This window comes from Pseudomonas brassicacearum (assembly GCF_003732175.1).
GTDB lineage: Bacteria > Pseudomonadota > Gammaproteobacteria > Pseudomonadales > Pseudomonadaceae > Aquipseudomonas > Aquipseudomonas brassicacearum_G.
This window is the reverse complement of record NZ_MOBI01000028.1, coordinates 68,984-93,391: the sequence shown is the minus strand read 5'-3', so window position 1 is coordinate 93,391 and position 24,408 is coordinate 68,984. Positions and strand designations below refer to the sequence as shown.

Annotated in this window: 19 protein-coding genes and 1 other RNA gene; 11 read left to right on the top strand and 9 right to left on the bottom strand. The window is 60.8% G+C overall.

Going from position 1 to position 24,408, the window contains the following annotated elements:
- Positions 1-55: 55 nt before the first annotated feature.
- The 6 genes from BK658_RS24900 (at position 56) to BK658_RS24870 (ending at position 6,508) form a co-directional block, all read left to right on the top strand.
- Entirely contained in the window at positions 56-2,500 is a 2,445-nt protein-coding gene (locus BK658_RS24900; RefSeq protein ID WP_123584618.1) for a heavy metal translocating P-type ATPase, read from the top strand.
- Positions 2,501-2,522: 22 nt separating this feature from the next.
- Positions 2,523-2,753, top strand: a complete 231-nt coding sequence (gene ccoS / locus BK658_RS24895) for a cbb3-type cytochrome oxidase assembly protein CcoS (protein ID WP_123584617.1) — start codon at positions 2,523-2,525, stop codon at positions 2,751-2,753.
- Positions 2,746-3,429, top strand: coding sequence for a sulfite exporter TauE/SafE family protein (locus tag BK658_RS24890; protein ID WP_123584616.1), 684 nt, complete (start codon positions 2,746-2,748; stop codon positions 3,427-3,429). Before ccoS ends, BK658_RS24890 begins: the two co-directional genes overlap by 8 nt.
- Before the next feature lie 255 nt (positions 3,430-3,684).
- On the top strand, positions 3,685-5,067 hold the full coding sequence (hemN, locus tag BK658_RS24880; protein ID WP_123584615.1) for an oxygen-independent coproporphyrinogen III oxidase: 1,383 nt from the start codon (positions 3,685-3,687) through the stop codon (positions 5,065-5,067).
- Positions 5,068-5,146: 79 nt separating this feature from the next.
- Positions 5,147-5,881: a fumarate/nitrate reduction transcriptional regulator Fnr gene (gene fnr / locus BK658_RS24875; RefSeq protein ID WP_123584614.1), complete on the top strand. Its 735-nt coding sequence runs from the start codon at positions 5,147-5,149 to the stop codon at positions 5,879-5,881.
- Between the two features lie 78 nt (positions 5,882-5,959).
- Positions 5,960-6,508: an adenine phosphoribosyltransferase gene (locus BK658_RS24870; protein WP_123584613.1), complete on the top strand. Its 549-nt coding sequence runs from the start codon at positions 5,960-5,962 to the stop codon at positions 6,506-6,508.
- Positions 6,509-6,640: 132 nt separating this feature from the next.
- On the opposite strand, the gene BK658_RS24865 is transcribed toward BK658_RS24870, so the two are convergent.
- The 4 genes from BK658_RS24865 to dnaX all read right to left on the bottom strand — a co-directional run bounded on the left by BK658_RS24865 (position 6,641) and on the right by dnaX (position 11,271).
- Entirely contained in the window at positions 6,641-7,789 is a 1,149-nt protein-coding gene (locus BK658_RS24865) for an acyl-CoA dehydrogenase family protein (RefSeq protein WP_123584612.1), read from the bottom strand.
- Between the two features lie 188 nt (positions 7,790-7,977).
- Positions 7,978-8,580 carry a recombination mediator RecR gene (gene recR, locus BK658_RS24860; RefSeq protein ID WP_054593221.1) on the bottom strand — a complete coding sequence of 201 codons (603 nt, stop codon included), beginning with the start codon at positions 8,578-8,580 and terminating at the stop codon, positions 7,978-7,980.
- Between the two features lie 179 nt (positions 8,581-8,759).
- A complete protein-coding gene (locus BK658_RS24855; protein ID WP_008028561.1) occupies positions 8,760-9,098 on the bottom strand; it encodes a YbaB/EbfC family nucleoid-associated protein in 339 nt (112 codons plus the stop codon).
- Between the two features lie 67 nt (positions 9,099-9,165).
- Complete coding sequence (dnaX, locus tag BK658_RS24850) at positions 9,166-11,271, bottom strand: DNA polymerase III subunit gamma/tau (protein ID WP_123584611.1); 2,106 nt, start codon at positions 11,269-11,271, stop codon at positions 9,166-9,168.
- Positions 11,272-11,417: 146 nt separating this feature from the next.
- On the opposite strand from dnaX, the gene BK658_RS24845 reads away from it, so the two are divergent.
- Positions 11,418-12,176: a substrate-binding periplasmic protein gene (locus tag BK658_RS24845; protein WP_123584610.1), complete on the top strand. Its 759-nt coding sequence runs from the start codon at positions 11,418-11,420 to the stop codon at positions 12,174-12,176.
- A gap of 3 nt (positions 12,177-12,179) precedes the next feature.
- Here the strand turns inward: BK658_RS24845 and BK658_RS24840 are convergent, their stop codons facing one another.
- Positions 12,180-13,880: a putative bifunctional diguanylate cyclase/phosphodiesterase gene (locus BK658_RS24840; RefSeq protein ID WP_123584609.1), complete on the bottom strand. Its 1,701-nt coding sequence runs from the start codon at positions 13,878-13,880 to the stop codon at positions 12,180-12,182.
- Between the two features lie 490 nt (positions 13,881-14,370).
- Between BK658_RS24840 and BK658_RS24835 the strand changes: the two genes are divergently transcribed.
- A complete protein-coding gene (locus tag BK658_RS24835) occupies positions 14,371-14,685 on the top strand; it encodes a helix-turn-helix domain-containing protein (RefSeq protein ID WP_071550993.1) in 315 nt (104 codons plus the stop codon).
- A gap of 136 nt (positions 14,686-14,821) precedes the next feature.
- Positions 14,822-15,190, top strand: coding sequence for a VOC family protein (locus BK658_RS24830; protein WP_123584608.1), 369 nt, complete (start codon positions 14,822-14,824; stop codon positions 15,188-15,190).
- Between the two features lie 120 nt (positions 15,191-15,310).
- On the opposite strand, the gene ffs is transcribed toward BK658_RS24830, so the two are convergent.
- The 4 genes from ffs to BK658_RS24810 all read right to left on the bottom strand — a co-directional run bounded on the left by ffs (position 15,311) and on the right by BK658_RS24810 (position 20,993).
- Positions 15,311-15,407: signal recognition particle sRNA small type (gene ffs / locus BK658_RS24825), an RNA gene on the bottom strand.
- Positions 15,408-15,611: 204 nt separating this feature from the next.
- A complete protein-coding gene (gene mgtA / locus BK658_RS24820) occupies positions 15,612-18,377 on the bottom strand; it encodes a magnesium-translocating P-type ATPase (protein WP_123584607.1) in 2,766 nt (921 codons plus the stop codon).
- Positions 18,378-18,978: 601 nt separating this feature from the next.
- Complete coding sequence (locus tag BK658_RS24815; RefSeq protein ID WP_123584606.1) at positions 18,979-20,316, bottom strand: lysine N(6)-hydroxylase/L-ornithine N(5)-oxygenase family protein; 1,338 nt, start codon at positions 20,314-20,316, stop codon at positions 18,979-18,981.
- A 134-nt stretch (positions 20,317-20,450) separates the two neighbouring features.
- Positions 20,451-20,993 carry a sigma-70 family RNA polymerase sigma factor gene (locus tag BK658_RS24810; protein WP_259740133.1) on the bottom strand — a complete coding sequence of 181 codons (543 nt, stop codon included), beginning with the start codon at positions 20,991-20,993 and terminating at the stop codon, positions 20,451-20,453.
- A gap of 261 nt (positions 20,994-21,254) precedes the next feature.
- On the opposite strand from BK658_RS24810, the gene BK658_RS24805 reads away from it, so the two are divergent.
- Both BK658_RS24805 and BK658_RS24800 read left to right on the top strand, forming a co-directional pair.
- Positions 21,255-22,433 (top strand): efflux RND transporter periplasmic adaptor subunit, encoded by a 1,179-nt coding sequence (locus BK658_RS24805; RefSeq protein WP_123584604.1) that lies wholly within the window; start codon positions 21,255-21,257, stop codon positions 22,431-22,433.
- Positions 22,434-24,407, top strand: coding sequence for a MacB family efflux pump subunit (locus BK658_RS24800; RefSeq protein WP_123584603.1), 1,974 nt, complete (start codon positions 22,434-22,436; stop codon positions 24,405-24,407).
- Position 24,408 lies beyond the last annotated feature (1 nt).

Here is a 24,408-nt window from a genome sequence, read left to right as displayed (position 1 = left end):
GCATTCCCACGCGGAGCGTGGGAACGATCATCGGATAACGCCCTGTGAAAACCCCATGACCACCCCCTGCTACCACTGCGCCCTGCCCGTTCCCTCCGGCAGCCGGTTTACCGCCGTCATCCTCGGCGAAACCCGCGAGCTCTGCTGTCCGGGTTGTCAGGCCGTGGCCGAGGCGATTGTCGCGGGCGGGCTGGAGCACTATTACAGTCATCGCAGCGAGGCTTCGGCCAACCCTGAAGCCTTGCCGGTGCAACTGGTGGACGAACTGGCGCTGTATGACCGCGCCGACGTGCAACAACCGTTTGTTCGCCACGAAGGCGAACTCGCTGAAACCACCTTGCTGATGGAAGGCATCAGCTGCGCGGCCTGCGGCTGGCTGATCGAGAAACACCTGCGCAGCCTGCCGGCCGTGACCGAGGCGCGACTGAACCTGTCCAACCATCGCTTGCACGTGCGCTGGGCCGACAGCCAGTTGCCGTTGAGCCAGTTGCTCAGCGAGCTGCGCCACATCGGTTATGCCGCCCACCCCTACCAGGCCGACCAAGCCTGCGAACAACTGGCCAGCGAAAACCGTTTGGCCCTGCGTCAACTGGGGGTCGCCGGCTTGCTGTGGTTCCAGGCGATGATGGCGACCATGGCCACCTGGCCGGAATTCAATATCGACCTCAGCCCCGAGCTGCACACCATCTTGCGCTGGGTAGCGCTGTTCTTGACGACACCGATTGTGTTCTACAGCTGCGCGCCCTTTTTCAAAGGTGCGATGCGCGACCTGCGCACCCGCCACCTGACCATGGACGTTTCCGTTTCGCTGGCCATCGGCGGCGCCTACCTTGCCGGGATCTGGACCTCGATCAGCGGAGTCGGCGAGCTGTATTTCGACGCAGTCGGGATGTTTGCGCTGTTTCTATTGGCGGGCCGCTATCTGGAACGCCGCGCCCGTGAACGCACCGCCGCCGCCACCGCGCAGTTGGTGAACCTGTTGCCCGCATCGTGCCTGCGCCTGAGCGCGGACGGCCAGAGCGAGCGCATCCTGCTCAGCGAGTTGCGTCTCGGTGACCAGGTATTGGTGCACCCCGGCGCCATCCTCCCGGCCGACGGCAAAATCCTCGACGGCCAGTCGAGCATCGATGAGTCGCTGCTGACCGGCGAGTACCTGCCGCAACCTCGGACACTCGGCGATGCGGTGACTGCCGGCACCCTGAATGTCGAGGGCGCGCTGACCGTCGAAGTGCTGGCGCTGGGACAGGACACTCGCCTCTCGGCCATCGTCCGCCTGCTTGATCGAGCCCAGGCCGAGAAACCGCGCCTGGCACAAATCGCCGACCGCGCTGCGCAGTGGTTTCTGCTGCTGTCGTTGATTGCCGCTGCGGCCATCGGTTTGCTCTGGTGGGAGCTGGATGCATCCCGTGCGTTCTGGATCGTGCTGGCGATGCTGGTCGCAACCTGCCCCTGCGCCTTGTCACTGGCCACGCCGACCGCGCTCACCGCCGCCACCGGCACCTTGCACAAACTCGGCCTGCTGCTGACCCGGGGCCACGTGTTGGAAGGCCTGAATCAAATCGACACGGTGATTTTCGACAAGACCGGCACGCTCACCGAAGGCCGCCTGGCCTTGCGTTCGATTCGAGCACTGGGCGCGCTCGACAGCGATCAGTGCCTGGGCCTCGCCGCCGCCCTGGAGAACCGCTCCGAACACCCGATAGCCCGTGCCTTTGGCCGAGCGCCGCTGGCCGCCGAAGAAATCCTCAGCACCCCGGGATTGGGCCTTGAGGGCCGGGTTGGCGAACAGCGCCTGCGTATCGGTCAACCGGTGTTTGTTTGCGAACTCAGTGGCTGCGCTGTGCCGGCAATCCCGGATGAAGCCGGTCAATGGCTGTTGCTTGGCGACAGCCATGGCGCGCTGGCCTGGTTCGTGCTCGACGACCGTCTGCGCAACGACGCGCCTGCGCTGCTCGCGGCGTGCAAAGCACGCGGTTGGCGCACGCTGCTGCTATCCGGTGACAGCTCGCCGATGGTTGCCAGTGTCGCCGCCGAATTGGGTATCGACGAGTTCCGGGGCGGCTTGCGTCCGGATGACAAGCTGCAGGTGCTCAAGCAGTTGCACCAGCAAGGTCGCAAGGTGCTGATGCTCGGCGACGGGGTCAACGACGTGCCGGTGCTGGCCGCCGCCGACATCAGCGTGGCCATGGGCTCGGCCACCGATCTGGCGAAAACCAGCGCCGACGCGGTGCTCCTGTCCAATCGTCTCGACGCCCTGGTGCAAGCCTTCAGCCTGGCCCGGCGCACACGTCGGGTAATCATCGAGAACCTGCTGTGGGCCGGGCTGTACAATGGCCTCATGTTACCGTTCGCCGCCCTCGGCTGGATCACTCCGGTGTGGGCCGCGGTCGGCATGTCGATCAGTTCGCTGACCGTGGTGCTCAATGCACTTCGCCTGACTCGCATGCCGAGCCAGCCAAGCGCCAGTGCCACGCCAGTCACCCGCCCGCTACCGGCTTGATCCGGTCAGGCATGGAGTCCAGATGCCAGCTCTTTATGTGATGATCCCGGCAGCGCTGCTGATCGTCGCCATCGCCATTTACATTTTCTTCTGGGCGGTCGACAGCGGTCAGTACGACGACCTCGACGGTCCGGCCCACAGCATCCTGTTCGACGACCAGGACCCGAGCCATCAGGCAGCAGTCGACGAAGCCAGCGGTCACGCACCAACCGATCCGGCCAAACCGAACGACAAGGCCCCGCCTCATGCTTGAGTTGGCACCACTACTGGTTTCTGCGGTGATCCTCGGCCTGCTCGGCGGCGGGCATTGTCTGGGCATGTGTGGCGGGTTGATGGGTGCGTTAACCCTGGCGATTCCCAAGGAACAACGCAGTCGGCGTTTCCGTCTACTGCTGGCGTACAACCTCGGGCGGATTCTCAGCTACGCCGCTGCCGGCCTGCTGATCGGCCTGGCGGGATGGGCCGTGGCCAACAGCCCAGCAGCGATGTTCATGCGGATCCTCGCCGGCTTGTTGCTGATCGCCATGGGCCTGTACCTGGCCGGCTGGTGGAGCGGCCTGACCCGCATCGAAAGCCTGGGTCGCGGCCTGTGGCGCTACATACAGCCAGTTGCCAACCGTTTACTGCCGGTGTCGAGCCTGCCGCGGGCGTTGTTGCTCGGCGCGCTTTGGGGCTGGTTGCCGTGCGGTCTGGTCTACAGCACGCTGCTGTGGTCCGCGAGCCAAGGCAACGCCATCGATAGCGCGTTGTTGATGCTCGCATTCGGCCTTGGCACCTGGCCGGTGCTGCTCGCGACTGGCCTTGCGGCCGAACGGGTCACGGCGTTACTGCGCAAACGCAGCGTGCGTATGACTGGCGGCTTGCTGGTGATCCTGTTTGGTATCTGGACCTTGCCGGGACCGCATCAGCATTGGTTGATGGGGCATTAAAACTGTGGCGAGGGGGCTTGCCCCCGCTGGGCTGCGAAGCGGCCCAAAAATCTGCAACCGTATTCCGTCTGAGACACCCCGCCTACGACCTTACGACTGCTGCGCAGCCGAACGGGGCGGTGCGGCGTTCCGACAAGCCCCCTCGCCACAAAAAGCGATCGCAGCTTCCAACCACCGTTGATGCAAATCAAGATGCCCCAACGCCGCACCCCCTAGACTCGCCAACACTGCCAGCCTATCCGGGGGAATGCCCGCATGCTCGACGCCATTCGTTGGGACACAGATCTGATCCGCCGTTACGACCTGGCGGGACCACGTTACACCTCGTATCCGACTGCGGTGCAATTCAACAGCCAGGTCGGCACTTTCGATCTGTTTCATGCCCTACGCGAAAGCCGTAAGGCCCTGCGCCCACTGTCGCTGTATGTGCACGTGCCGTTCTGCGCAAACATCTGCTACTACTGCGCCTGCAACAAAGTCATCACCAAGGACCGCGGCCGCGCGCTGCCCTATTTGCAGCGCCTGGAACAGGAAATCCAGCTGATCTCCTGTCACCTGGACCCGAACCAGAAAGTCGAGCAGCTGCATTTCGGCGGCGGCACTCCAACCTTTCTCAGTCACGACGAACTGCGCCAGTTGATGGCGCAACTGCGCAAGCATTTCAATCTGCTGGACGATGACTCCGGCGATTACGGCATCGAAATCGACCCGCGCGAAGCCGACTGGTCAACCATGGGCCTGCTGCGCGAGTTGGGTTTCAACCGGGTCAGCATCGGCCTGCAAGACCTTGACCCTGCTGTACAGCGTGCGGTCAATCGCCTGCAAAGCCTGGAGGAAACCCGGGCGGTGATCGAGGCGGCGCGCACCTTGCAATTCCGCTCGATCAATATCGACCTGATCTACGGACTGCCCAAGCAAACCGCCGAGAGTTTCGCCCGCACCGTGGACGAAGTCATCAACCTGCAACCGGATCGGCTCTCGGTATTCAACTATGCGCACCTGCCCGAACGCTTCATGCCACAGCGACGAATCAACAGCAGCGACCTGCCGGCCCCCGCCGAAAAGCTGAACATGCTTCAGCGCACCATCGAGCAACTGACCGCCGCCGGTTATCGCTACATCGGCATGGACCATTTCGCCCTGCCGGATGATGAGTTGGCCATCGCACAGGAAGAGTCGACGCTACAACGCAACTTCCAGGGTTACACCACCCACGGTCATTGCGACCTGATCGGTCTTGGCGTGTCGGCCATCAGCCAGATCGGTGATTTGTACTGCCAGAACAGCAGCGATCTGAGTCAGTACCAAAATACCCTGGCCAGCGCGCAACCGGGCACCAGTCGCGGATTGCTGTGCAACCAGGACGACCGTCTGCGGCGAGCAGTGATTCAGCAATTGATCTGCACGTTCAGTCTGGCATTCGTCCAGATCGAGCTGGCCTTCAACATCGATTTTCGCGGCTACTTCAACGAGCTCTGGCCGCAGTTGCAGGCCATGGCCGAGGATGGCCTGATCGAACTCGACAGCGAAAAAATCGTGGTCCTTCCGGCCGGAAGATTACTGGTCCGTTCGGTGTGCATGGTCTTCGATGCGTACCTGGAACAGCAAAATCGCCAACGTTTCTCTCGGGTAATTTAAGACACCACAGGCTGGCTTCGACGTCATTGCGTAGGTTACCCTTACGTCTTATGTGTGTTTTCCCACAAGGATCTAAGAAATGTCCGAGCCAGTTAAACTGCGCGCTCACAGCCAGGCACATTGCAAGGATTGCAGCCTGGCCCCCCTCTGCCTGCCACTTTCGCTGAATCTGGAAGACATGGAAGCGCTGGACGATATCGTCAAACGTGGTCGCCCGCTGAAAAAAGGCGAGTTTCTGTTCCGTCAGAGCGACCAGTTCGATTCCGTTTTTGCAGTACGCTCCGGCGCGTTGAAAACCTTCAGCCTGAGCGATGGCGGCGAAGAGCAGATCACTGGCTTCCACCTGCCGAGCGAACTCGTCGGCCTGTCGGGCATGGACACCGAGAGTCACCCGGTTTCAGCGCAGGCGCTGGAAACCACCTCGGTATGCGAAATCCCCTTCGAACGCCTCGATGAACTGGCCCTGCAACTGCCGCAATTGCGCCGCCAATTGATGCGCGTGATGAGCCGCGAGATTCGTGACGACCAGCAGATGATGCTGCTGCTTTCGAAGAAGACCGCTGACGAGCGTATCGCCACGTTCCTGGTCAACCTGTCGGCGCGTTTCCGCGCACGCGGATTCTCTGCCAACCAGTTCCGCCTGAGCATGTCGCGCAACGAAATCGGTAACTATCTAGGCCTCGCAGTGGAAACAGTGTCCCGGGTGTTCACGCGCTTCCAGCAGAACGAGCTGATTGCCGCCGAAGGCAAGGAAGTGCACATCCTCGACCCGATCCAGCTGTGTGCGCTGGCCGGTGGCTCGATCGAAGGCTGACGTTGCGATTGCGGCTGAGCGAACCTGCCCGGCCGCAGTTATACTTCGCCGTTTGTAGCCTGCCAGGACACCTCGACGATGGTCATCGACTCCTTCGACATCAAATCCCTGATCCGCCCCGTGATCGATTTTCCAAAGCCGGGCGTGATCTTTCGCGACATCACCCCGCTGTTCCAGTCCCCGAAGGCCCTGCGCCTGGTGATGGACAGCTTTGCGCACCGCTATGTCGAGGCTGACTTCACGCACATCGGCGCCATGGATGCGCGCGGCTTCCTGATCGGCTCGATCCTCGCCTATCAGTTGAACAAGCCACTGGTGCTGTTTCGCAAGCAAGGAAAACTGCCGGCTGACGTACTGTCCGAGGGGTATCAGACCGAGTACGGCGAAGCTTTTCTTGAAGTTCACGCCGACAGCCTCTGCGAAGGCGACTCGGTGCTGATCTTCGATGACCTGATCGCCACTGGCGGTACGCTGATCGCTGCGGCCAACCTGATTCGGCGCATGGGCGCGCGGGTTTTCGAAGCCGCGGCAATTATCGACCTGCCGGAACTGGGCGGCTCCCAGCGGCTGGAAGACATGGGCATCCCGACGTTCTGCCTGACACAGTTTTCACTTAGCGAAAGATAAGCCTTTCACGATCGTTCCCATGCTCTGCGTGGGAATGCCTCAATGGACGCTCCGCGTCCGCTGTTGGGACGCGGAGCGTCCCGGGCTGCATTCCCACGCGGAGCGTGGGAACGATCAGCCAAGATCAGCCAACTAGAGCCCCATCTGCTTGCTGATGATTTCATTCATCACTTCCCGCGTACCGCCTCCAATGGACAGGATCCGGCTGTCGCGGTACAGCCGCTCCACCAGGCTTTCACGCATGTAACCCAGCCCACCGAGAATCTGCACCGCGTCGCTGGTGATGCGATCGGCAGTGTCGGTGGCAACATTCTTGGCCATGGATATTTCCTTGATCACGCTCTGCCCCGCCGCCATTTTCGCGGCCTGGCGATAGGTGAACTCCCGGGAGACTTCCAGCGCCGTGGCCATCTCCGCCAAGCGATGCTTGAGCACCTGAAACTTGCCAATCGGCTTGCCGAACGCTTCGCGCTGCCGGGCCCATTTCAGGCTTTCTTCCAGCGCCAGTTGCGCAGTCATGTTGGCCATCAATGCCAGCGCCAGGCGCTCGCTTTGAAAGTTGTCCATGATGCAGGCAAAGCCCATGTTCTCGGCGCCGATCAGGTTGCCCGCCGGCACACGGCAATCATCGAAAAACAGCTCGGCGGTATCCGACGCCCACCAGCCCATTTTTTTCAGCTGACGACCGACGGTGAATCCCGGCGTGCCCTTCTCGATCAGCAGCAGGCTGATGCCGCCAAATCCCGGCTCACCGGTGCGCACCGCAACGGTATGGAAATCCGCACGAACACCACTGGTAATAAAGGTTTTGCTGCCGCTGACCCGGTAGTAGTCACCATCACGTATGGCACGGGTTTGCAGGTTGGCCACATCGGAGCCGCCGCCGGGTTCGGTGACCGCCAACGCGCTGATTTTTTCGCCGCAAAGGACTTGCGGCACCACTCGCTCACGCACCTCGGGTCTGGCCCATTTGAGGATCGGTGGCAGGCCGATGTCCAGCGAGCCCAGCCCCGCCACCAGCCCGCCTGAACCACAGCGCATCAGCTCTTCAGTGGCGGCGATCTTGGCGAACAGATCACCTTCGTGGCTGCCACCCAGCGCTTCGGGATAGCCAATCCCGAGAATGCCCGCTGCACCGGCCTTGAGGTAAAGCTCACGAGGAAAGCCCTCGGCCTCCTCCCACTGATCGATGTCCGGAAGAATTTCGCGCTCGACGAAACGTCGTACGCTGTCGCGGACCAACTGATGGCCAGGGTCGAAGTATTCCTGAAAGGCAGGCATCGGCGAGCTCCACTGAAGGTTCAGCGAACTTACCGAGCGCTTGCTTGGTTTTCAATAGAATTGTGGAAGCCAGGGAGACCGAGTCGTCCGTATCGCGAGCAGGCTCGCTCCCACAGTTGACCGAATTGTCCTAGCGAATGCGGTCCAAGGTGGGAGCGAGCCTGCTCGCGATGACGTCAGTTCACGCGCTACAGAACGATCGGCTTACGCCCGGCGAACGAATGAGCCAATGTCCCGCCATCCACCAGTTCAAGCTCGCCCCCCAACGGCACGCCATGGGCAATGCGCGAGGCGATCAGGCCTTTATTGCTGAGCAACTGGGCGATGTAGTGCGCTGTCGCTTCACCTTCAACCGTCGGGTTGGTGGCCAGGATGACTTCAGTGAACGTCCCCGCCTCTTCGATCCGCGCCAGCAATTGCGGAATGCCGATAGCTTCCGGCCCCAGACCGTCGAGTGGCGACAAATGCCCCTTGAGCACGAAGTAGCGACCGCGAAACCCGGTCTGCTCCACGGCATAGACATCCATCGGCCCTTCGACCACGCACAGTAAGGTGTCGTCGCGGCGAGGGTCCGCGCATTGCGGGCACAGATCGTCTTCGGTCAGTGTGCGGCACAGTCGGCAATGGCCGACCCCTTCCATGGCCTGACTCAAGGCCAGCGCCAGCCGCGAGCCACCGCTGCGATCACGCTCGAGCAGTTGCAGCGCCATGCGCTGGGCGGTTTTCTGACCGACACCGGGCAGGGTTCGCAAGGCGTCGATCAGTTGGCGAATCAAAGGGCTGAAGCTCATGGGGGAAACGTCCGACATATCAACGAGACGCGGTTTATACCCGCGCCTCTGGCCAGCGTCAAATACTCATCCACGGGGCAGTTCCTGGCCCTGCGTGGGAACGATCAGTGTGTCACAGAAACAAAAATGCCAGGCTTGAGTGCCTGGCATTTTTGTAGACCATCCGACGCGTCAGCGAATCAGAATGGCAGTTTCATGCCCGGCGGCAGTTGCATGCCTGCGGTCATGCCGGACATTTTGTCCTGGCTGTTGGCTTCGATCTTGCGGACGGCGTCGTTGACGGCGGCGGCGAACACGGCCTCCAGCATCTCCTTGTCGTCTTCGCTCAGGCCTTCCACCAGGCTTGGATCGATAGTCACGCGCTTGACGTCGTGACGACCGGTCATCACCACGGTGACCATATCGCCACCGGCTTTACCGGTGACTTCGGCGTTGGCCAGTTCTTCCTGCATCTTGGCCATTTTTTCCTGCATCTGCTGCGCCTGCTTCATCAGGCCGGCCATGCCACCTTTCATCATGGGAATCACCTCAAAAGTACTTGGATCAAAACAGCGCCCGGCCCAGCGGGCCGAACACCTTCAGTTATTAGCCCTGGCTGACCAGAGCCTCGACAGGTTCAATAGTATCGTTACGGATCACCGCGCCGAACTGTTGCATCATTTGCTGGATGAACGGATCACCGTGGATCGAGTCCTCAGCCTCGCGCTGGCGGTCGGCACGTCGACGCGAAGCCGCCTGGGCCGGGGTTTCCTGCTCAGGCTTGATCAGCTCGATGCTCACCGTCAGGGTGCGCTGGTGATACTGGTTCAGCGCATCGTTCAGCCGGCGTTGTTGAGTCGCGTTGAACAGCGCGCTGTGGGCCGGGTCCAGGTGCAGCAACCAGTGGTCGCCATCGACGGCGATCAGCGTGCAGTTGGCGGCGATGCTGCCGGTCATGCCGGAAATCGGCAATTTCGCGAACAGCTCCAGCCATTGCAATGCCAACCCTGTGGCCGGCATCGCAGCCGGTTCAGGTTCGGGGGCCGGCGCAGGTTCTGCGGCGTGCTCACTGGCCAGCTCGTCGAGGTAACTATAGGCCGAATCCATGTCCGGCTCGATGTAGTCCTCGTCCAGCGGCGGCTCGTCATCCAGGTCCATTCCCGGCGTGGCGGCGTCGATGTCAGCCACCGACGGCTCGGGAATCGGCGCTGCCGCCCATTCCGGCGCATCGGGTACAACGCTGTCCGGAGTCGGCGTCGGCATTGGCGTCAGGTCAGGCTGCTCGGCAGTCGTCTCCAGCACCGGCTCGACAGCCGGTTGCTGGACGATCTCAGGCTCTACCGGATCGTTCCAGGGCAAGTCGACGACTTCTTCGACGATGGCCACAGGCTCGGCCACCACCTCGACCACTGGCGCAGGCACAACCACCGGAGCAGCAGGCGCCGGTGCGGGTGCAACCACCTCGGCAACCGGCTGAACCGGCGCCGCAGCGACAGGTGCAGCGACAGCGGGAGCGGGTGCGATTACCGGCGCAACACGCGGTGCGCCAGCCACGGAGTTTGCGGAATCAACTGTGGCCTGGCTGATCCCCACTGGCTTTAGCGGCTGCCTCGGCGCGTCTGCAGTGTCTGCCGGGCGGAACGCAAGCATTCGCAGCAAGACCATTTCGAACCCACCACGCGGGTCCGGCGCCAGTGGCAAATCGCGGCGGCCAATCAAGCCCATCTGGTAATAGAACTGCACGTCTTCGGCCGGCAAGGCCTGAGCCAGCGCCAACACCCGATCGCGGTCGCCATGACCGTTATCGACACCTTCAGGCAAGGCCTGGGCAATCGCGACGCGGTGCAGCACGTTAAGAATTTCCGACAGCACGCCATTCCAGTCCGGCCCCTGCTCGGCCAGATGCCGCACCGCTTCGAGCAATGCCTTGGCGTCGCCATCGAGCAGCGCGTGCAGGACATCGTAGACCTGACCGTGATCGAGCGTGCCGAGCATCGCCCGCACGTCAGCCGCCATGACCTTGCCTTCACCGAAGGCGATGGCCTGGTCGGTGAGGCTCATGGCATCGCGCATCGAACCGTCGGCAGCACGACCCAACAGCCACAGCGCATCGTCTTCGAACGGCACATTCTCGACACTCAGCACGTGGGTCAAATGCTCGACCACACGCTCCGGCGTCATGTTTTTCAGAGAAAACTGCAGGCACCGCGACAGAATCGTTGCAGGAAGTTTCTGCGGATCGGTGGTCGCCAGGATGAACTTGACGTAGGGCGGCGGCTCTTCGAGGGTTTTCAACAGCGCATTGAAGGAATGGCTGGAGAGCATGTGCACTTCGTCGATCAGGTAGACCTTGAAGCGCCCGCGGCTCGGCGCGTACTGCACGTTATCGAGCAGCTCACGGGTGTCCTCGACCTTGGTCCGGCTCGCGGCGTCGATCTCGATCAGGTCGACAAAGCGCCCTTCATCGATTTCGCGGCACACCGAGCACTCGCCACATGGCGTCGACGTGATACCTGTCTCACAGTTCAGACATTTGGCAATGATCCGCGCGATGGTGGTCTTGCCCACACCGCGGGTACCGGTAAAAAGATAGGCGTGGTGCAGCCGCTGGCTGTCCAAGGCATTGATCAGAGCCTTGAGCACATGGGTCTGGCCGACCATTTCGCGGAACGAGCGCGGACGCCATTTACGTGCAAGAACCTGATAACTCATCGAAAACCGTCGCAACTGGGAAGCGGAAGCGGGTAATGCTAGCGGAGCAAGGCCAAAATTGCATCCGGTGTGCTCGGCTAATCTGGCTAAGCTGGTCTTTGGGGGCGTTTTAATCGGCTCCTGGCGGTTTTTTTGCTGGAGAGTTTATGCGTTCAGCCTTGGGGGCTTTGTTGTTGATCAGCGTCAGCGCTACCAGCGCGCCTGCACCCTTGCGCTTTGCAATCACCGACAGCTGGGCGATGCCCATGGTGCAAATCGAGCAAAACCAACCGACTCAGGGCATTCTGTACGACGTGATGCTCAGCCTGGCCACACAACTGGGCCGGCCGGCCGAGTTTCACGTGCTGGCCCGCGCACGCGTGCAAAGCGCCATGGAGCACGGGGAAATCGACATCCGCTGCTACGCGGCGCAATCCTGGTTGCCGAATCAGTCCGCAGACTATCTCTGGAGCGTTCCGCTGTGGTTTCAGCGCGACCTGCTGGTCAGTACACAAAGCGCGCCTGCCCCGGTCGTCCCCGCCAGCCTTTCTGTGCAGCCAATCGGCACCGTACTCGGCTACAGCTACCCAACCCTGCAACCACTCTTTGATCGCGGCCAACTCAAGCGCGACGACGCACACAACCAGGAACACGTGCTGAAAAAGCTGGCGGCCGGCCGTAATCACTACGCCGTCAGCAATCAATGGGCCCTGGACAGGTTCAACCTGCAACTGATGCCTGACCGGCCATTACGGGCAGTCGCGGTGTTGCAGGAACAAAACGTCGGTTGCTACGTGCGTAACGACCCAAAACTACCGGTCCAGTTGATTCTGCGAACGCTGCTCAAGATGAAAATGTCCGGGGAAATTGACGACATCATCAGGCTCTACACCGGAACCAACGAACCGACCCTGGCCGATCAATAAGCCTCAGACCGCCTGGTCCAGTGCCTGCCACCGGGTCGGAGCGACGAAGGCCTCGACCCAGCCCGGCACCTCGCTGGCCGGCATCGGCCGCGCAATGAAATAGCCCTGCGCCACCTCGCAGCCCAGGCGCAACAGCAACTCGCCATGCTCGATGCTTTCCAGGCCCTCGGCGATCACCTCTCGCCCAAACGCCCGGGCAAGACCGATCACCGCGGTGGTCAACGCCAGATCATCGCGATCATGCAGTATGTCGCGCACAAATGACTTATCGATCTTGATGGTTTGCGTGTGCAGGCGCTTGAGATAGCTCAGAGACGAATAACCCGTGCCAAAATCCCCCAGAGAGAACCTCACACCCAGCGCCTGACAGGCCTGCAGGCAGGTGCTGACGTGCTGAATATTCTCGATCGCCACCGACTCGACAATCTCCAGGTCAAGCAACTGGGGCGCGACCCAGGCGTGCCGTGCAAGCACGGTCTTGAGCCGATCAAAAAAGTCCGCCCGCTGAAAATGCCGGGCAGCGATGTTGACGCTGACCGGCCAGCGTTGACCGTTCTTTTGCCATCGCGACAACTGCGCCAGAACCTGCTCCATCACCCACTCGCCAATATCGACGATCAGGTCCGTCTCCTCGACAAACGGCAGAAACTCCCTGGGCGGCACCAGGCCATCCTGCGGGTGCTCCCAGCGCAGCAACGCCTCGAAACCAACCACCGCACCGCAGCGCATATTGACCTTGGGCTGAAAATGCAGGCGCAGCTCATCGTTGAGCAAGGCCTGACGCACCCGCGCAACCGTCTGGTGAGTGGCCTTGACCTCTTGGTCGCGCACCACATCAAACAGGTGAAAACGGTTACGCCCGCTCTGCTTTGCCACGTACATCGCCTGATCGGCGTGGCGCAGCAGGGTTTCCGCATCTTCGCTGTCATCCGGGAACAGCGTGACGCCGATGCTGGCAAACACATTGATGTCCTTGCCCAGAATCGAATACGGCGCAGAGATCGCCCCCAGCACACGATGCAGCGCCGCGCGCAATTCCGGCATATCGCGCACAAACCGCAAGATCAGCACGAACTCGTCCCCGGCCAGCCGCGCCACCACATCTTCGCCTCGAACGATGGTGCGTAGCCGCTTGGCTACTTCAACCAACAACAAGTCGCCGCTGGCGTGACCATAGCCGTCATTGACCGCCTTGAAGCCGTCGAGGTCGAGCATGCAGACCGCCAACGGCACCTTCTCGATGCGGGAATAATCCAGGGCCTGCTCGAGCAAATCGGAGAGATACGCCCGATTGGGCAGCCCGGTCAGGACATCATGGCCGACCCGCCATTGCAGTGAGTGCAGCAACTGCCGCTTTTCACTGATATCGAAGCAAATCGACAGATACCGATGGACCCGTCCGGTCGACTCATCCAGCATCGGTACCATGGTGCTGTCGATCCAGTACAGGCTACCGTCCTTGGCACGGTTGCAGATTTCGCCTTTCCAGACTTTGCCCAAAGCAACGGTGCGCCACATCGTGGTGAAGAAATCGTCTGGATGCAGACCCGAGTTGAGGATGCGGTGGTTAACCCCCAGCAACTCCTCGCGGCTGTGGCCAGACACTGCGCAAAACAAATCGTTGACGTAAGTAATGCGCCCCGCCAGGTCTGTCTCGGAGAAAATGGCGGCTGCATCTACGGCCCTTCGGTACTTCTCATCCATGAGTCCGGCTCACTGTGGCTAGCGGTTGTACCGCTCGACCAGCGCACAACGCCCGGAAGAGATGTTTTGAAGGATGCGGCACTGCGCAGAGGGTCGCAGCGCGTGATGCTGCCTGGGCAACATCCTTGCAATAGAGCGGGCCGGCAAATTCAGATGCACGTTAAAACTCCATGAACAGCATTTGATGGCCCCCGAACAGACGAAGATCAACTAGGCTCAGAGGCCTCGTACAAACATGTCAGAAACGCTGACTCTGGTAATATTGAAACGGCATTTCGCGTCGCCAGCAGCGCCTCCGCACACCCTGCGAGGTAACACAATGCTGGCCGTCTCACATTGCCTGGACTTATGAAGCCAGGTCACCAAATGCCTGTACGAAACGGGGATTCTACGAAATACATCACATTTTGCAAAGCAAGGTGATGGATCATGCAGTTGTCTAATGCAAAAATCTATCGTTAAGTTCTTGATTCTAAATGGGAATTGAGCGATGCAAATTTCAAGTTTGGGTCCAGCCATAAGACGCTATCGCAAGGTGGCGGGGCTTACTCAGGCTGAACTCGGTGAAAGAACCGGTTTTGACCCCAAAACCATCAGCCGCTTCGAAACCGGCACCTATACCCCCAGCGTGGAAGCCCTGTTCATGCTTGCCGATGTGCTGGGAGTGAAGCTCAAAGCGTTTTTTGCCGATCTTGGCGACGAAGACGAACAGCGAGCGTATTTGTTCGGTGTCATACACAAAGCCACCCCGAAGGATCTGGGAAAGCTGATCGCGGCGGTAGACCAGGCCTTGTCCAAGCCTTAGAGCCAGAAACAAAAAAGAGCAGGTATGTGTATCAAGTCGATACGCATACCTGCTCTTTTGTTATCGACTACTGACAGAAACTGACAGCCCGACCGTCTAGGCTTGAGCCATCAATGCCAACGACATCGGAGTCGCCATGAACGCCCAACACTACCTGCTGCTGTACGTCGACAGCCCCGCCACCAGCGCCAACTTCTACAGCCGCCTGCTCGACAAACCACCAGTTGAACTACAACCGACCTTCGCGCTGTTCATTCTCGATTCAGGGCTAAAGCTTGGGCTGTGGTCCAAGCACACCGTGGAACCTGCGGCCGAAGCGGCGGGCGGTGGCGGCGAACTGGGATTCTCGGTGGCCGACGAACAGACGGTCGACACGCTGTACGCCGCATGGACCGCACAGGGGCTGCGCATCGCCCAAGAGCCGATTGAACTGGATTTCGGCTACACCTTCGTGGCGCTCGATCCTGACGGGCATCGCTTGCGGGTATTTGCTCTTTCGGAATGACGGCGAGGTTATTTTTGACGAAGCAAGGCATCGATCAGGAAAGATCAATGCGATAAAAATTCTGGATTTTTCTGAGAATATACAAGCCTTGCGAATGAAGGCCTGACGTTAAGGTGGCGACCCCACCAGCCACACCCCGGCACACAATGTTCCCGCTGTGGCTGCTTCCTTCCGGATCTGACCAGGTTCACGGGTAATCGTTGCGGGGGGACCGATGGGGTCACCATAACGACGCTCACCTGACGGCGAGCCGCGCCATTGTACCTATCTGAGACGAAGTTACAACCGTTCGCGCAGATTAAAAAATATGAACCGGGTCAAGGACATGCGTTGGTCTTGAAAAGATCGCAGCCTTCGGTGTTGTGGTTCAGTTTTTTTGAACCACACCGTAGAAGCTGCCGCAGGCTGCGAGGCTGGCGGCTTATTGCCAGCCAAACCGGCGAATGTAGAAGCCTTTCACCGCTTGGGTCAGTGCCATGTACGCCAGCAAGATCAGCGGCAGGAACACAAAGTACAGTGATGGCAACGCCTGCAGTTTGAAGTAATGCGCCAGCGGCCCCATCGGCAGGAAGATCCCTACGGTCATGATGATCCCGGTCATCACCAGCAACGGCGTGGCCGCACGGCTTTGCAGGAACGGAATTTTCGGCGTGCGGATCATGTGCACGATCAGCGTCTGGGTCAGCAACCCGACCACGAACCAGCCCGACTGGAACAGGGTTTGATGGTCCGGGGTGTTGGCATCGAACACATACCACATCAAGGCGAACGTCAGCAGGTCGAACACCGAACTGATCGGGCCAAAGAAGATCATGAAGCGTCCGACATCGGCCGGCTGCCAGCGTTGTGGTTTTTTCAGCATCTCGTCATCGACGTTATCGAACGGGATGGCGATCTGCGAAATGTCATACAGCAGGTTCTGCACCAGCAGGTGCATCGGCAGCATCGGCAGGAACGGGATAAACGCACTGGCCACCAACACCGAGAACACGTTGCCGAAGTTCGAGCTGGCGGTCATTTTGATGTACTTGAGCATGTTGGCGAAGGTCCGACGGCCTTCCAGCACGCCCTCCTCCAGCACCATCAGGCTCTTTTCCAACAGGATGATATCGGCCGCTTCCTTGGCGATGTCCACCGCGCTGTCCACCGAAATGCCGATGTCGGCGGTACGCAGCGCTGGCGCGTCGTTGATGCCGTCGCCCATGAAACCGACCACGTGCCCATTGGCCTTGAGCAGGCGAACGATGCGTTCCTTGTGTGTCGGCGTCAGTTTGGCGAAGACATTGGTAGTATCTACCGCCAGCGCCAACTCGGCGTCGCTCATGCGTTCAATGTCATTGCCCATCAGCAGGCCTTGTTGCTCCAGCCCAACTTCGCGGCAGATTTTTGCGGTTACCAGCTCGTTGTCGCCGGTCAACACCTTGACTGCCACACCGTGGGCAGCCAGGGCCTTGAGCGCAGGTGCGGTGCTTTCTTTCGGCGGATCGAGGAAGGCCACGTAACCGATCAGCGTCAGTTCCTGTTCATCACCCAGACTGTAAGTGTCGCGCCCGGCCGGCATTGACCGCGCGGCCACCGCCACAACGCGCAAACCTTCTTCGTTGAGCTCGGCCGTGACCTGACGAATCCGTGCCAGCAGTTCATCGGTCAGCGCTTCCTCGGCCTCGCCGTGACGCACGCGCTTGCACACTGCCAACACTTCTTCCACCGCGCCTTTGCAGATCAACAGATGGGGCTTGTTCTGCTCGGCCACCACCACCGACATGCGTCGGCGATTGAAGTCGAACGGGATTTCATCGACCTTGCGAAAGGCGCTGCCGACGTTCAGTTCACGCTGTATTTCAACGTGTTCGAGCACCGCCACGTCCAGCAGGTTTTTCAGCCCGGTCTGGTAGTAGCTGTTCAGGTACGCCATTTCCAGGACGTCTTCGGACTCTTTACCCCAAACGTCGACATGCCGCGCCAGGAAGATCTTGTCCTGGGTCAGGGTGCCGGTCTTGTCGGTACAGAGCACGTCCATCGCGCCGAAGTTCTGGATCGCATCAAGGCGTTTGACGATGACTTTTTTGCGCGACAGGAACACCGCGCCCTTGGCCAGGGTCGAGGTGACGATCATCGGCAGCATTTCCGGCGTCAGGCCGACGGCGATGGACAGCGCGAACAGCAGCGCCTGCATCCAGTCACCCTTGGTGAAACCGTTGATGAACAGCACCAGCGGCGCCATCACGAACATGAAACGGATCAGCAACCAGCTGACTTTGTTGACGCCGGTCTGAAATGAGGTCGGTACGCGATCGGTGGCGCCGACACGTTGCGCCAGCGCACCAAAATAGGTGTTGTTGCCAGTGGTCAGAATCACCGCAGTGGCCGCGCCCGACACCACGTTGGTGCCCATGAACAGAATGTTGTCGAGGTCCAGCGGGTTACTGGTGTCGTTGTCCTGCTGGCGCGGGAATTTTTCCACCGGCATCGATTCACCGGTCATCGCCGCCTGGCTGACGAACAGGTCCTTGGCACTGAGCACCCGGCAATCGGCGGGAATCATGTCGCCGGCCGAGAGCACGATCAGGTCGCCCGGCACCAGTTGGTTGATCGGCAGTTCAATGCGCTGCGCACCTTTGACCCGGGCCGCCGCGCCATAGAGTTTGCCAAACACGGTCGCCGGCTCAGCGCTGAAGTCACGGCGCATCACGGTCGCGGTGTTACTCACCATCGCCTTGAGCGCATCGGCGGCCTTGTTCGACTTGGCCTCCTGCCAGAAGCGCAATAGGGTCGAAAGCACCACCATCGAGAAAATCACCGTGGCGGCCTTCAGGTCGTCAGTCAGCCACGAGATCACGGCCAGCAAGGTCAACAGCAGGTTGAACGGGTTTTTGTAGCAGTGCCACAGGTGCGTCCACCACGGCAATGGCTGCTCGTGCTCGACTTCGTTGAGGCCGAACTGCTCCCGCTGCGCCTCGGCCTCGCTGTCGCTCAGGCCGTCGCTGTGGCTGCCGAGTTTTTCCAGCAGACTGCCGGTGTCGCTGTTGGCGGCGGCCACCAGGGTTTGCGCCAGGGTGGGCGGCACCTCACGGTTGACCGGCGTGTCGGTGAAGCTTTCCAGCAGCGCCAGTCGGCGGAAGTGCCGGGCGAAGTGTCGGGTCCGCAGAAAGCCTGCGAAGAACTCTTTCAACAGAGTGAGTTTCATGGCGGTTCCCCCAAGGATCAGCCGGGAAACCCACGAGCAGGTACGGCCGACCTCACGCCTTGCCATCAAACGGGCAAAGCGGATCCGGCCCGCCCGTCAAAAAGACAGGCGCGTCGATAAGCTGCAATGACGACGCAAAGGTCGGCATCACACGCTGTTCAGTGTCGTTGAGAGGACGTCGGGACTCGGGCCAGGACTGGCCACAATCGGGATGCCGCTGCTCGCTTTGCGGCGAGACAACAGCACAGGAAACTGCGCGTTATCTTGCCGAGAATATGCCGGTTACCGTAACCGGCCGACTACTGTCACTCGAACAAGTACCCACGTGGGTCTCCGCTATTGATGAAAACGCGCGCAGCTTACGCCGCACGTTCAGGAGAGTAAACCTTGAAACAATTTCGACTGGATGAAATCGGAAGTTCTTCAGGAAGGGTTCAGGTTGTCGCATTTGTGTCGTTCTTGAGGGCCCTATCGCGAGCAAACGAACGTCGCCCGGCCCGTCCCACATTTGATCTTCAGTGAACACGGAATGTGTGCATGACGATGATTCAATGTGGGAGCGAGCTTGCTCGCGATGACGGACTTACAGGCACCAACGCTCTCAGCTAGCCGCCGCGAACAACAAATCCAGCACCGAACGGCTGTTACCCCGCGGCTTGCCATGCTCGTACAAAGAACCGGCAATCTCATCGGCACGAATCGGCAGCACCGACAGTAAGGTGTCGCTCAACCCGTGGCTGGCCTGACAAAAGCCCTGCATATAAATGCCGACCTTACAGCGCTCATCGGTGATCAGCCGGTAATGGCGATCAACCTCGAAATCCCCCAGGTACGCTTCCAGCGGTGCCAGCAGCTTGCGGTGCAGCTGACGCTCGTAACCGGTGGCCAACACCACCGCGTCGTAACGCCGAACACTCAACTCACCCGTGGCGTTGTTACGCAATACCAACTCGACACCCAGCTCGGTTGCGCTGGCTTTTTCCACAGTCGTCAGCGTGCGGAAGGTGTGACGGGCGATCCCGGAAACCTTCTGCCGATAGAAAATCCCGTAGATGCGTTCGATCAAGTCGATATCGACCACCGAATAGTTGGTGTTGTGGTACTCGTTGACCAGCCGCTCGCGCTCGCTGCTGACTTGCTGGAACACCAGGTCGGTGAACTCCGGCGAGAACACCTCGTTAACGAACGGGCTGTCATCCGCCGGCTTCAGCGCCGAGCCGCGCAGGATCATGTCGACCTGCACCGACGGGAAGCTGTCGTTCAAATCGATAAAGGCTTCCGCCGCACTCTGCCCACCGCCGATGATCGCAATGCTCATCGGCTGGCCGTTGATACACGGCTGCTTCGCCACACGCTCCAGATACTGCGAATGGTGGAACACCCGGCCATCGTCCTTGAGTGCCTTGAAGGCCTCGGGAATCCGCGGCGTACCGCCAGCGCTGACCACCACTGAACGGGTAGTACGGACGAATTCGTCGCCCTGGCTATCGCGGGAAATCACCCGCAGCGCTTCGACCTGCTGATTGTGCAGCACCGGCTCGATGGCCAGCACTTCCTCGCCATAGCGGCTCTGCTCGGGGAATTGCCCGGCAACCCAGCGCAGGTAGTCGTTGTACTCCATGCGGCACGGATAAAAGGTGCCCAGGTTGATGAAGTCCACCAGACGGCCGTGGGCCTTGAGGTAATTGACGAACGAATACCGGCTGGTCGGGTTGCGCAGCGTCACCAGATCCTTGAGGAACGAAATCTGCAATTCGCTTTGAGTCACCAGGGTATTGCCGTGCCAGCGGTAATCGGCCTGCTTGTCGAGAAACAGCACGTCCAGCTCGCCCTGCTTCTGCCCTCGCTCTTGCAGAGCAATGGCCAATGCCAGGTTCGACGGGCCGAAACCGACGCCAATCAGGTCGTGAACGATGGGCGATGCACTTGCCTTTGTCATTTCCAGTGTCCTCTGGATAACCCCCGGAGCAGCCGGGAGATGTAAGCCGTGTGACCTGGCTGGCCTAAGGCAGGACAGCAGATCGTCTGTTGAGTAGGAACGAGGACAATGAAAAAAAATTTAGATACAACGGCTCAATGGGCATCCCATTGGCGCATGCGCACACGGCAATGCTTCATGGCGTTGACGATGTGCTTTTCCACCAGGCTGCGGGAAATCCCCAGGCGCTCGGCGATCTCGGCGTGCGACAGGCCTTCAAGCTTGCGCAGCAAGAAGCTCTCGCGACACAGCGGCGCCAGCTCTGCCAGCGCCTGTTGCAACAGTTCCAGGCGCTGCGCGTGATCGAAGCTGGTCTGTGGCGATGGCGTGAAGTAGCGCTCTTCACTGTCGAGCACCTCCAGCGACTCGGCCTGACGCGAGACGTTGCGCCGATGGCCGTCGATCACCAGGTTCAGCGCGGTGCGATAAAGGAACGCGCGGGGTTGCTCGATGGGGGTATCGCTGGCGCGCTCCAGTACCCGCACATAAGCGTCATGCACCACATCTTCGGCCACCTGACGGTTGCCCAGCCTGGCGTTGATGAAACACACCAGCTCGCGATAGTAGTTTTCCAACATGACTCCCGACCGCTTCGAGGGCGGTTCCTGTCCTTGAACCTTACCGGCGCCGTCAACCACGATGGCGGCACGGTAATGGCAGTTTTGAAGCTACGTAATTTATAGTAATTCTCATATAGATTTAAAGCGTTGCATTCCCGGCCCTGCAAATAATGCCGAGTGACAGCTGTAAACCTTTGTGTCGACGCTTAAATTCCTGCGCCCTGGCCTCGTTTAACGGACAGCTCCCCGTGTCTGTCGGCCCCCCGGCAGCGTTCAACGGTGGTCCGGATTTATCCGTTCCCGGAACGACGGGCCGACTTCCATTGGCCGGAACCCTGCATGAAACGTCCCCGACAGTCCCGACGCGCCCTGCTTGTAGCACTGTGTCTGATCCCCCTCATTGCCGTGGCCGCCTGGCAGGTCATCCCGCCTGGCCGGGACAAGTTCGCTACGGTCCAGGTCAGCCGTGGCGACATCGAAAGCAGCGTCACCGCCCTCGGCACCCTGCAACCGCGACGCTACGTCGACGTCGGCGCCCAGGCCTCGGGGCAGATCCAGAAGATTCATGTCGAGGTCGGCGACGTGGTCAAGGAAGGCCAGTTGCTGGTGGAGATCGACCCCTCGACGCAAAACGCCAAACTGGACGCCGGACGGTTTTCCATCGACAACCTCAAGGCCCAGCTTCAGGAGCAACGCGCACAAAACGATCTGGCGCGGCAGAAATACCAGCGCCAGCAACACCTTGCCGCAGGCGGCGCCACCCGCGAAGAAGACGTGCAAACTGCGCACGCCGAATTACGCGCCACCGAGGCGCGCATCCAGATGTTCCAGGCGCAAATCCGCCAGGCCGAAGCCAGTTTGCGCAGCGATCAGGCCGAACTCGGTTACACCCGGATTTATGCGCCGATGTCCGGCACCGTGGTCGCGCTGGACGCACGCGCCGGCCAGACCCTCAACGCGCAACAGCAAACCCCGCTGATACTGCGGATCGCCAAACTGTCACCGATGACCGTCTGGGCGGAGGTCTCGGAAGCCGACATCGGCCACGTCAAACCCGGCATGAACGCCTACTTCACCACTCTCGCCGGCGGTGCGCGGCGCTGGCAAAGCTCGGTTCGGCAGATCCTCCCGGTGCCGCCCAAACCGCTGGATCAAACCGCTCAGGGCGGCGGCAGTGGCAGCCCGTCGAGCAGCAGCAAAAGCGGCAGTGGCCGGGTGGTGCTCTACACCGTGTTGCTGGACGTCGACAACAGCGACAACGCGTTGATGGCGGAAATGACCACCCAGGTATTTTTTGTCGCCAGCACAGCGAAAAACGTGCTCACCGCACCGATCTCGGCGCTGCAAACCGGCCCACAAACCGACCGCCAAACGGCGCGAGTCGTCGCTGAAAATGGCCAGATCCAGCCCCGCGTGGTCAGCACCGGCATCAGCGATCGGCTGCGGGTACAGATCCTCGACGGATTGCATGAGGGCGATCACCTGTTGATCGGCCCGGCTGATGGCAGCGGAGGCTGAATGCACACACCGCTGATCGACCTCAACAACCTCCGCAAATCCTACGGCGGTGGCGACGCGCCTGAAGTTCACGTGCTGCGCGGCATTGACCTGTCGATCCACGCCGGCGAGTTCGTGGCGATTGTCGGCGCGTCCGGCTCCGGCAAGTCGACGCTGATGAACATCCTCGGCTGCCTCGACCGTCCGACGTCGGGCGAGTACCGCTTTGCCGGCGAGAACGTCGCCCAACTGGACAGCGACGAACTGGCCTGGCTACGCCGTGAAGCCTTCGGTTTTGTGTTCCAGGGTTATCACCTGATTGCGTCGGGCTCGGCCCAAGAGAACGTCGAAATGCCGGCCATCTACGCCGGCACCCCGGCGGCCGAGCGCCACGCCCGCGCGGCTGCCCTGCTGGAGCGGCTGGGGCTGGCCGAGCGCACTGGCAACCGTCCGCATCAGTTGTCCGGCGGCCAACAGCAACGGGTGTCGATTGCCCGAGCCTTGATGAACGGCGGTCACATCATTCTCGCCGACGAACCGACCGGCGCCCTCGACAGCCACAGCGGCGCCGAGGTTATGAGCCTGCTCGACGAGCTGGCAAGCCAGGGTCACGTGGTGATTCTGATCACCCACGACCGCGAAGTGGCGGCCCGCGCCAAGCGCATCATCGAGATCCGCGACGGGCTGATCATCAGTGACAGCGCAACCGACACCCCCGACGCCCAACACTCGGCCAACCCCGGTGCCTTGCAAGCGGTCGACCTGCGCCAGCGCCTGAGCGAAGGCAGCGAAGCCTCCGGCGCCTGGAAAGGCGAACTGGTCGACGCGGTGCATGCCGCCTGGCGGGTGATGTGGATCAACCGCTTTCGCACCGCCCTGACCTTGCTCGGAATCATCATCGGTGTGGCCTCGGTGGTGGTGATGCTGGCGGTGGGCGAAGGCAGCAAACGCCAGGTCATGGCGCAAATGGGCGCCTTCGGCTCCAACATCATTTACCTCAGCGGCTACTCGCCCAACCCGCGCACGCCCATGGGCATCGTCAGCCTCAGTGACGTCGCCGCCCTCTCGGCGCTGCCCCAGGTCAAACGCATCATGGCGGTCAACGGCGCGGAAGCCGGGGTGCGTTTTGGCAATGTCGACCACAGCAGCTACGTGGGCGGCAACGACACCAACTTCCCGACGATTTTCAACTGGCCGGTGCTCCAGGGCAGTTACTTCACCCAGGCCGACGAAGACAACGCCGCCGCTGTGGCGGTGATCGGCAAAAAGGTTCGGGACAAGTTGCTCAAGGATGTCGCCGAGCCGATCGGTCAGTACATCCTGATCGAAAACGTGCCGTTCCAAGTGGTCGGCGTGCTCGCCGAAAAAGGCTCCAGCAGCGGCAACCAGGACAGCGACGACCGCATCGCCGTGCCCTACTCGGCCGCCAGCGTCCGGTTGTTCGGCAGCCACAATCCCGAATACGTGGTGATCGCTGCGGCCGACGCACGCAAGGTCAAGGACACCGAACAGGCCATCGACCAGTTGATGCGCAAACTGCACAACGGCAAGCACGACTACGAGCTGACCAACAACGCCGCGATGATTCAGGCCGAAGCGCGCACGCAAAACACCCTGTCGCTGATGCTTGGCTCGATTGCCGCGATTTCGTTGCTGGTGGGTGGTATCGGCGTGATGAACATCATGCTGATGACCGTGCGCGAACGCACCCGCGAGATCGGCATTCGCATGGCCACCGGCGCCCGGCAGCGCGACATCCTGCGCCAGTTCCTCACCGAAGCGCTGATGCTCTCGGTGGTTGGTGGTATCGCCGGCATCGCCCTGGCGTTGTTGATTGGCGGAGTGCTGGTGCTCAGCGAAGTCGCCGTGGCGTTCTCCTTGCTCGCGGTGCTCGGGGCCTTTGGCTGCGCCCTGATGACCGGGGTGATTTTCGGCTTCATGCCGGCCCGCAAAGCTGCCCGGCTCGACCCGGTCACGGCCCTCACCAGTGAATGAT

Bases quoted from the DNA above. Each gene is read 5' to 3' on its own strand.
- BK658_RS24900 (WP_123584618.1), top strand. From the start codon at position 56: ATGACCACCCCCTGCTACCACTGCGCCCTGCCCGTTCCCTCCGGCAGC.
- ccoS (WP_123584617.1), top strand. From the start codon at position 2,523: ATGCCAGCTCTTTATGTGATGATCCCGGCAGCGCTGCTGATCGTCGCC.
- BK658_RS24890 (WP_123584616.1), top strand. From the start codon at position 2,746: ATGCTTGAGTTGGCACCACTACTGGTTTCTGCGGTGATCCTCGGCCTG.
- hemN (WP_123584615.1), top strand. From the start codon at position 3,685: ATGCTCGACGCCATTCGTTGGGACACAGATCTGATCCGCCGTTACGAC.
- fnr (WP_123584614.1), top strand. From the start codon at position 5,147: ATGTCCGAGCCAGTTAAACTGCGCGCTCACAGCCAGGCACATTGCAAG.
- BK658_RS24870 (WP_123584613.1), top strand. From the start codon at position 5,960: ATGGTCATCGACTCCTTCGACATCAAATCCCTGATCCGCCCCGTGATC.
- BK658_RS24865 (WP_123584612.1), bottom strand. From the start codon at position 7,789: ATGCCTGCCTTTCAGGAATACTTCGACCCTGGCCATCAGTTGGTCCGC.
- recR (WP_054593221.1), bottom strand. From the start codon at position 8,580: ATGAGCTTCAGCCCTTTGATTCGCCAACTGATCGACGCCTTGCGAACC.
- BK658_RS24855 (WP_008028561.1), bottom strand. From the start codon at position 9,098: ATGATGAAAGGTGGCATGGCCGGCCTGATGAAGCAGGCGCAGCAGATG.
- dnaX (WP_123584611.1), bottom strand. From the start codon at position 11,271: ATGAGTTATCAGGTTCTTGCACGTAAATGGCGTCCGCGCTCGTTCCGC.
- BK658_RS24845 (WP_123584610.1), top strand. From the start codon at position 11,418: ATGCGTTCAGCCTTGGGGGCTTTGTTGTTGATCAGCGTCAGCGCTACC.
- BK658_RS24840 (WP_123584609.1), bottom strand. From the start codon at position 13,880: ATGGATGAGAAGTACCGAAGGGCCGTAGATGCAGCCGCCATTTTCTCC.
- BK658_RS24835 (WP_071550993.1), top strand. From the start codon at position 14,371: ATGCAAATTTCAAGTTTGGGTCCAGCCATAAGACGCTATCGCAAGGTG.
- BK658_RS24830 (WP_123584608.1), top strand. From the start codon at position 14,822: ATGAACGCCCAACACTACCTGCTGCTGTACGTCGACAGCCCCGCCACC.
- mgtA (WP_123584607.1), bottom strand. From the start codon at position 18,377: ATGAAACTCACTCTGTTGAAAGAGTTCTTCGCAGGCTTTCTGCGGACC.
- BK658_RS24815 (WP_123584606.1), bottom strand. From the start codon at position 20,316: ATGACAAAGGCAAGTGCATCGCCCATCGTTCACGACCTGATTGGCGTC.
- BK658_RS24805 (WP_123584604.1), top strand. From the start codon at position 21,255: ATGAAACGTCCCCGACAGTCCCGACGCGCCCTGCTTGTAGCACTGTGT.
- BK658_RS24800 (WP_123584603.1), top strand. From the start codon at position 22,434: ATGCACACACCGCTGATCGACCTCAACAACCTCCGCAAATCCTACGGC.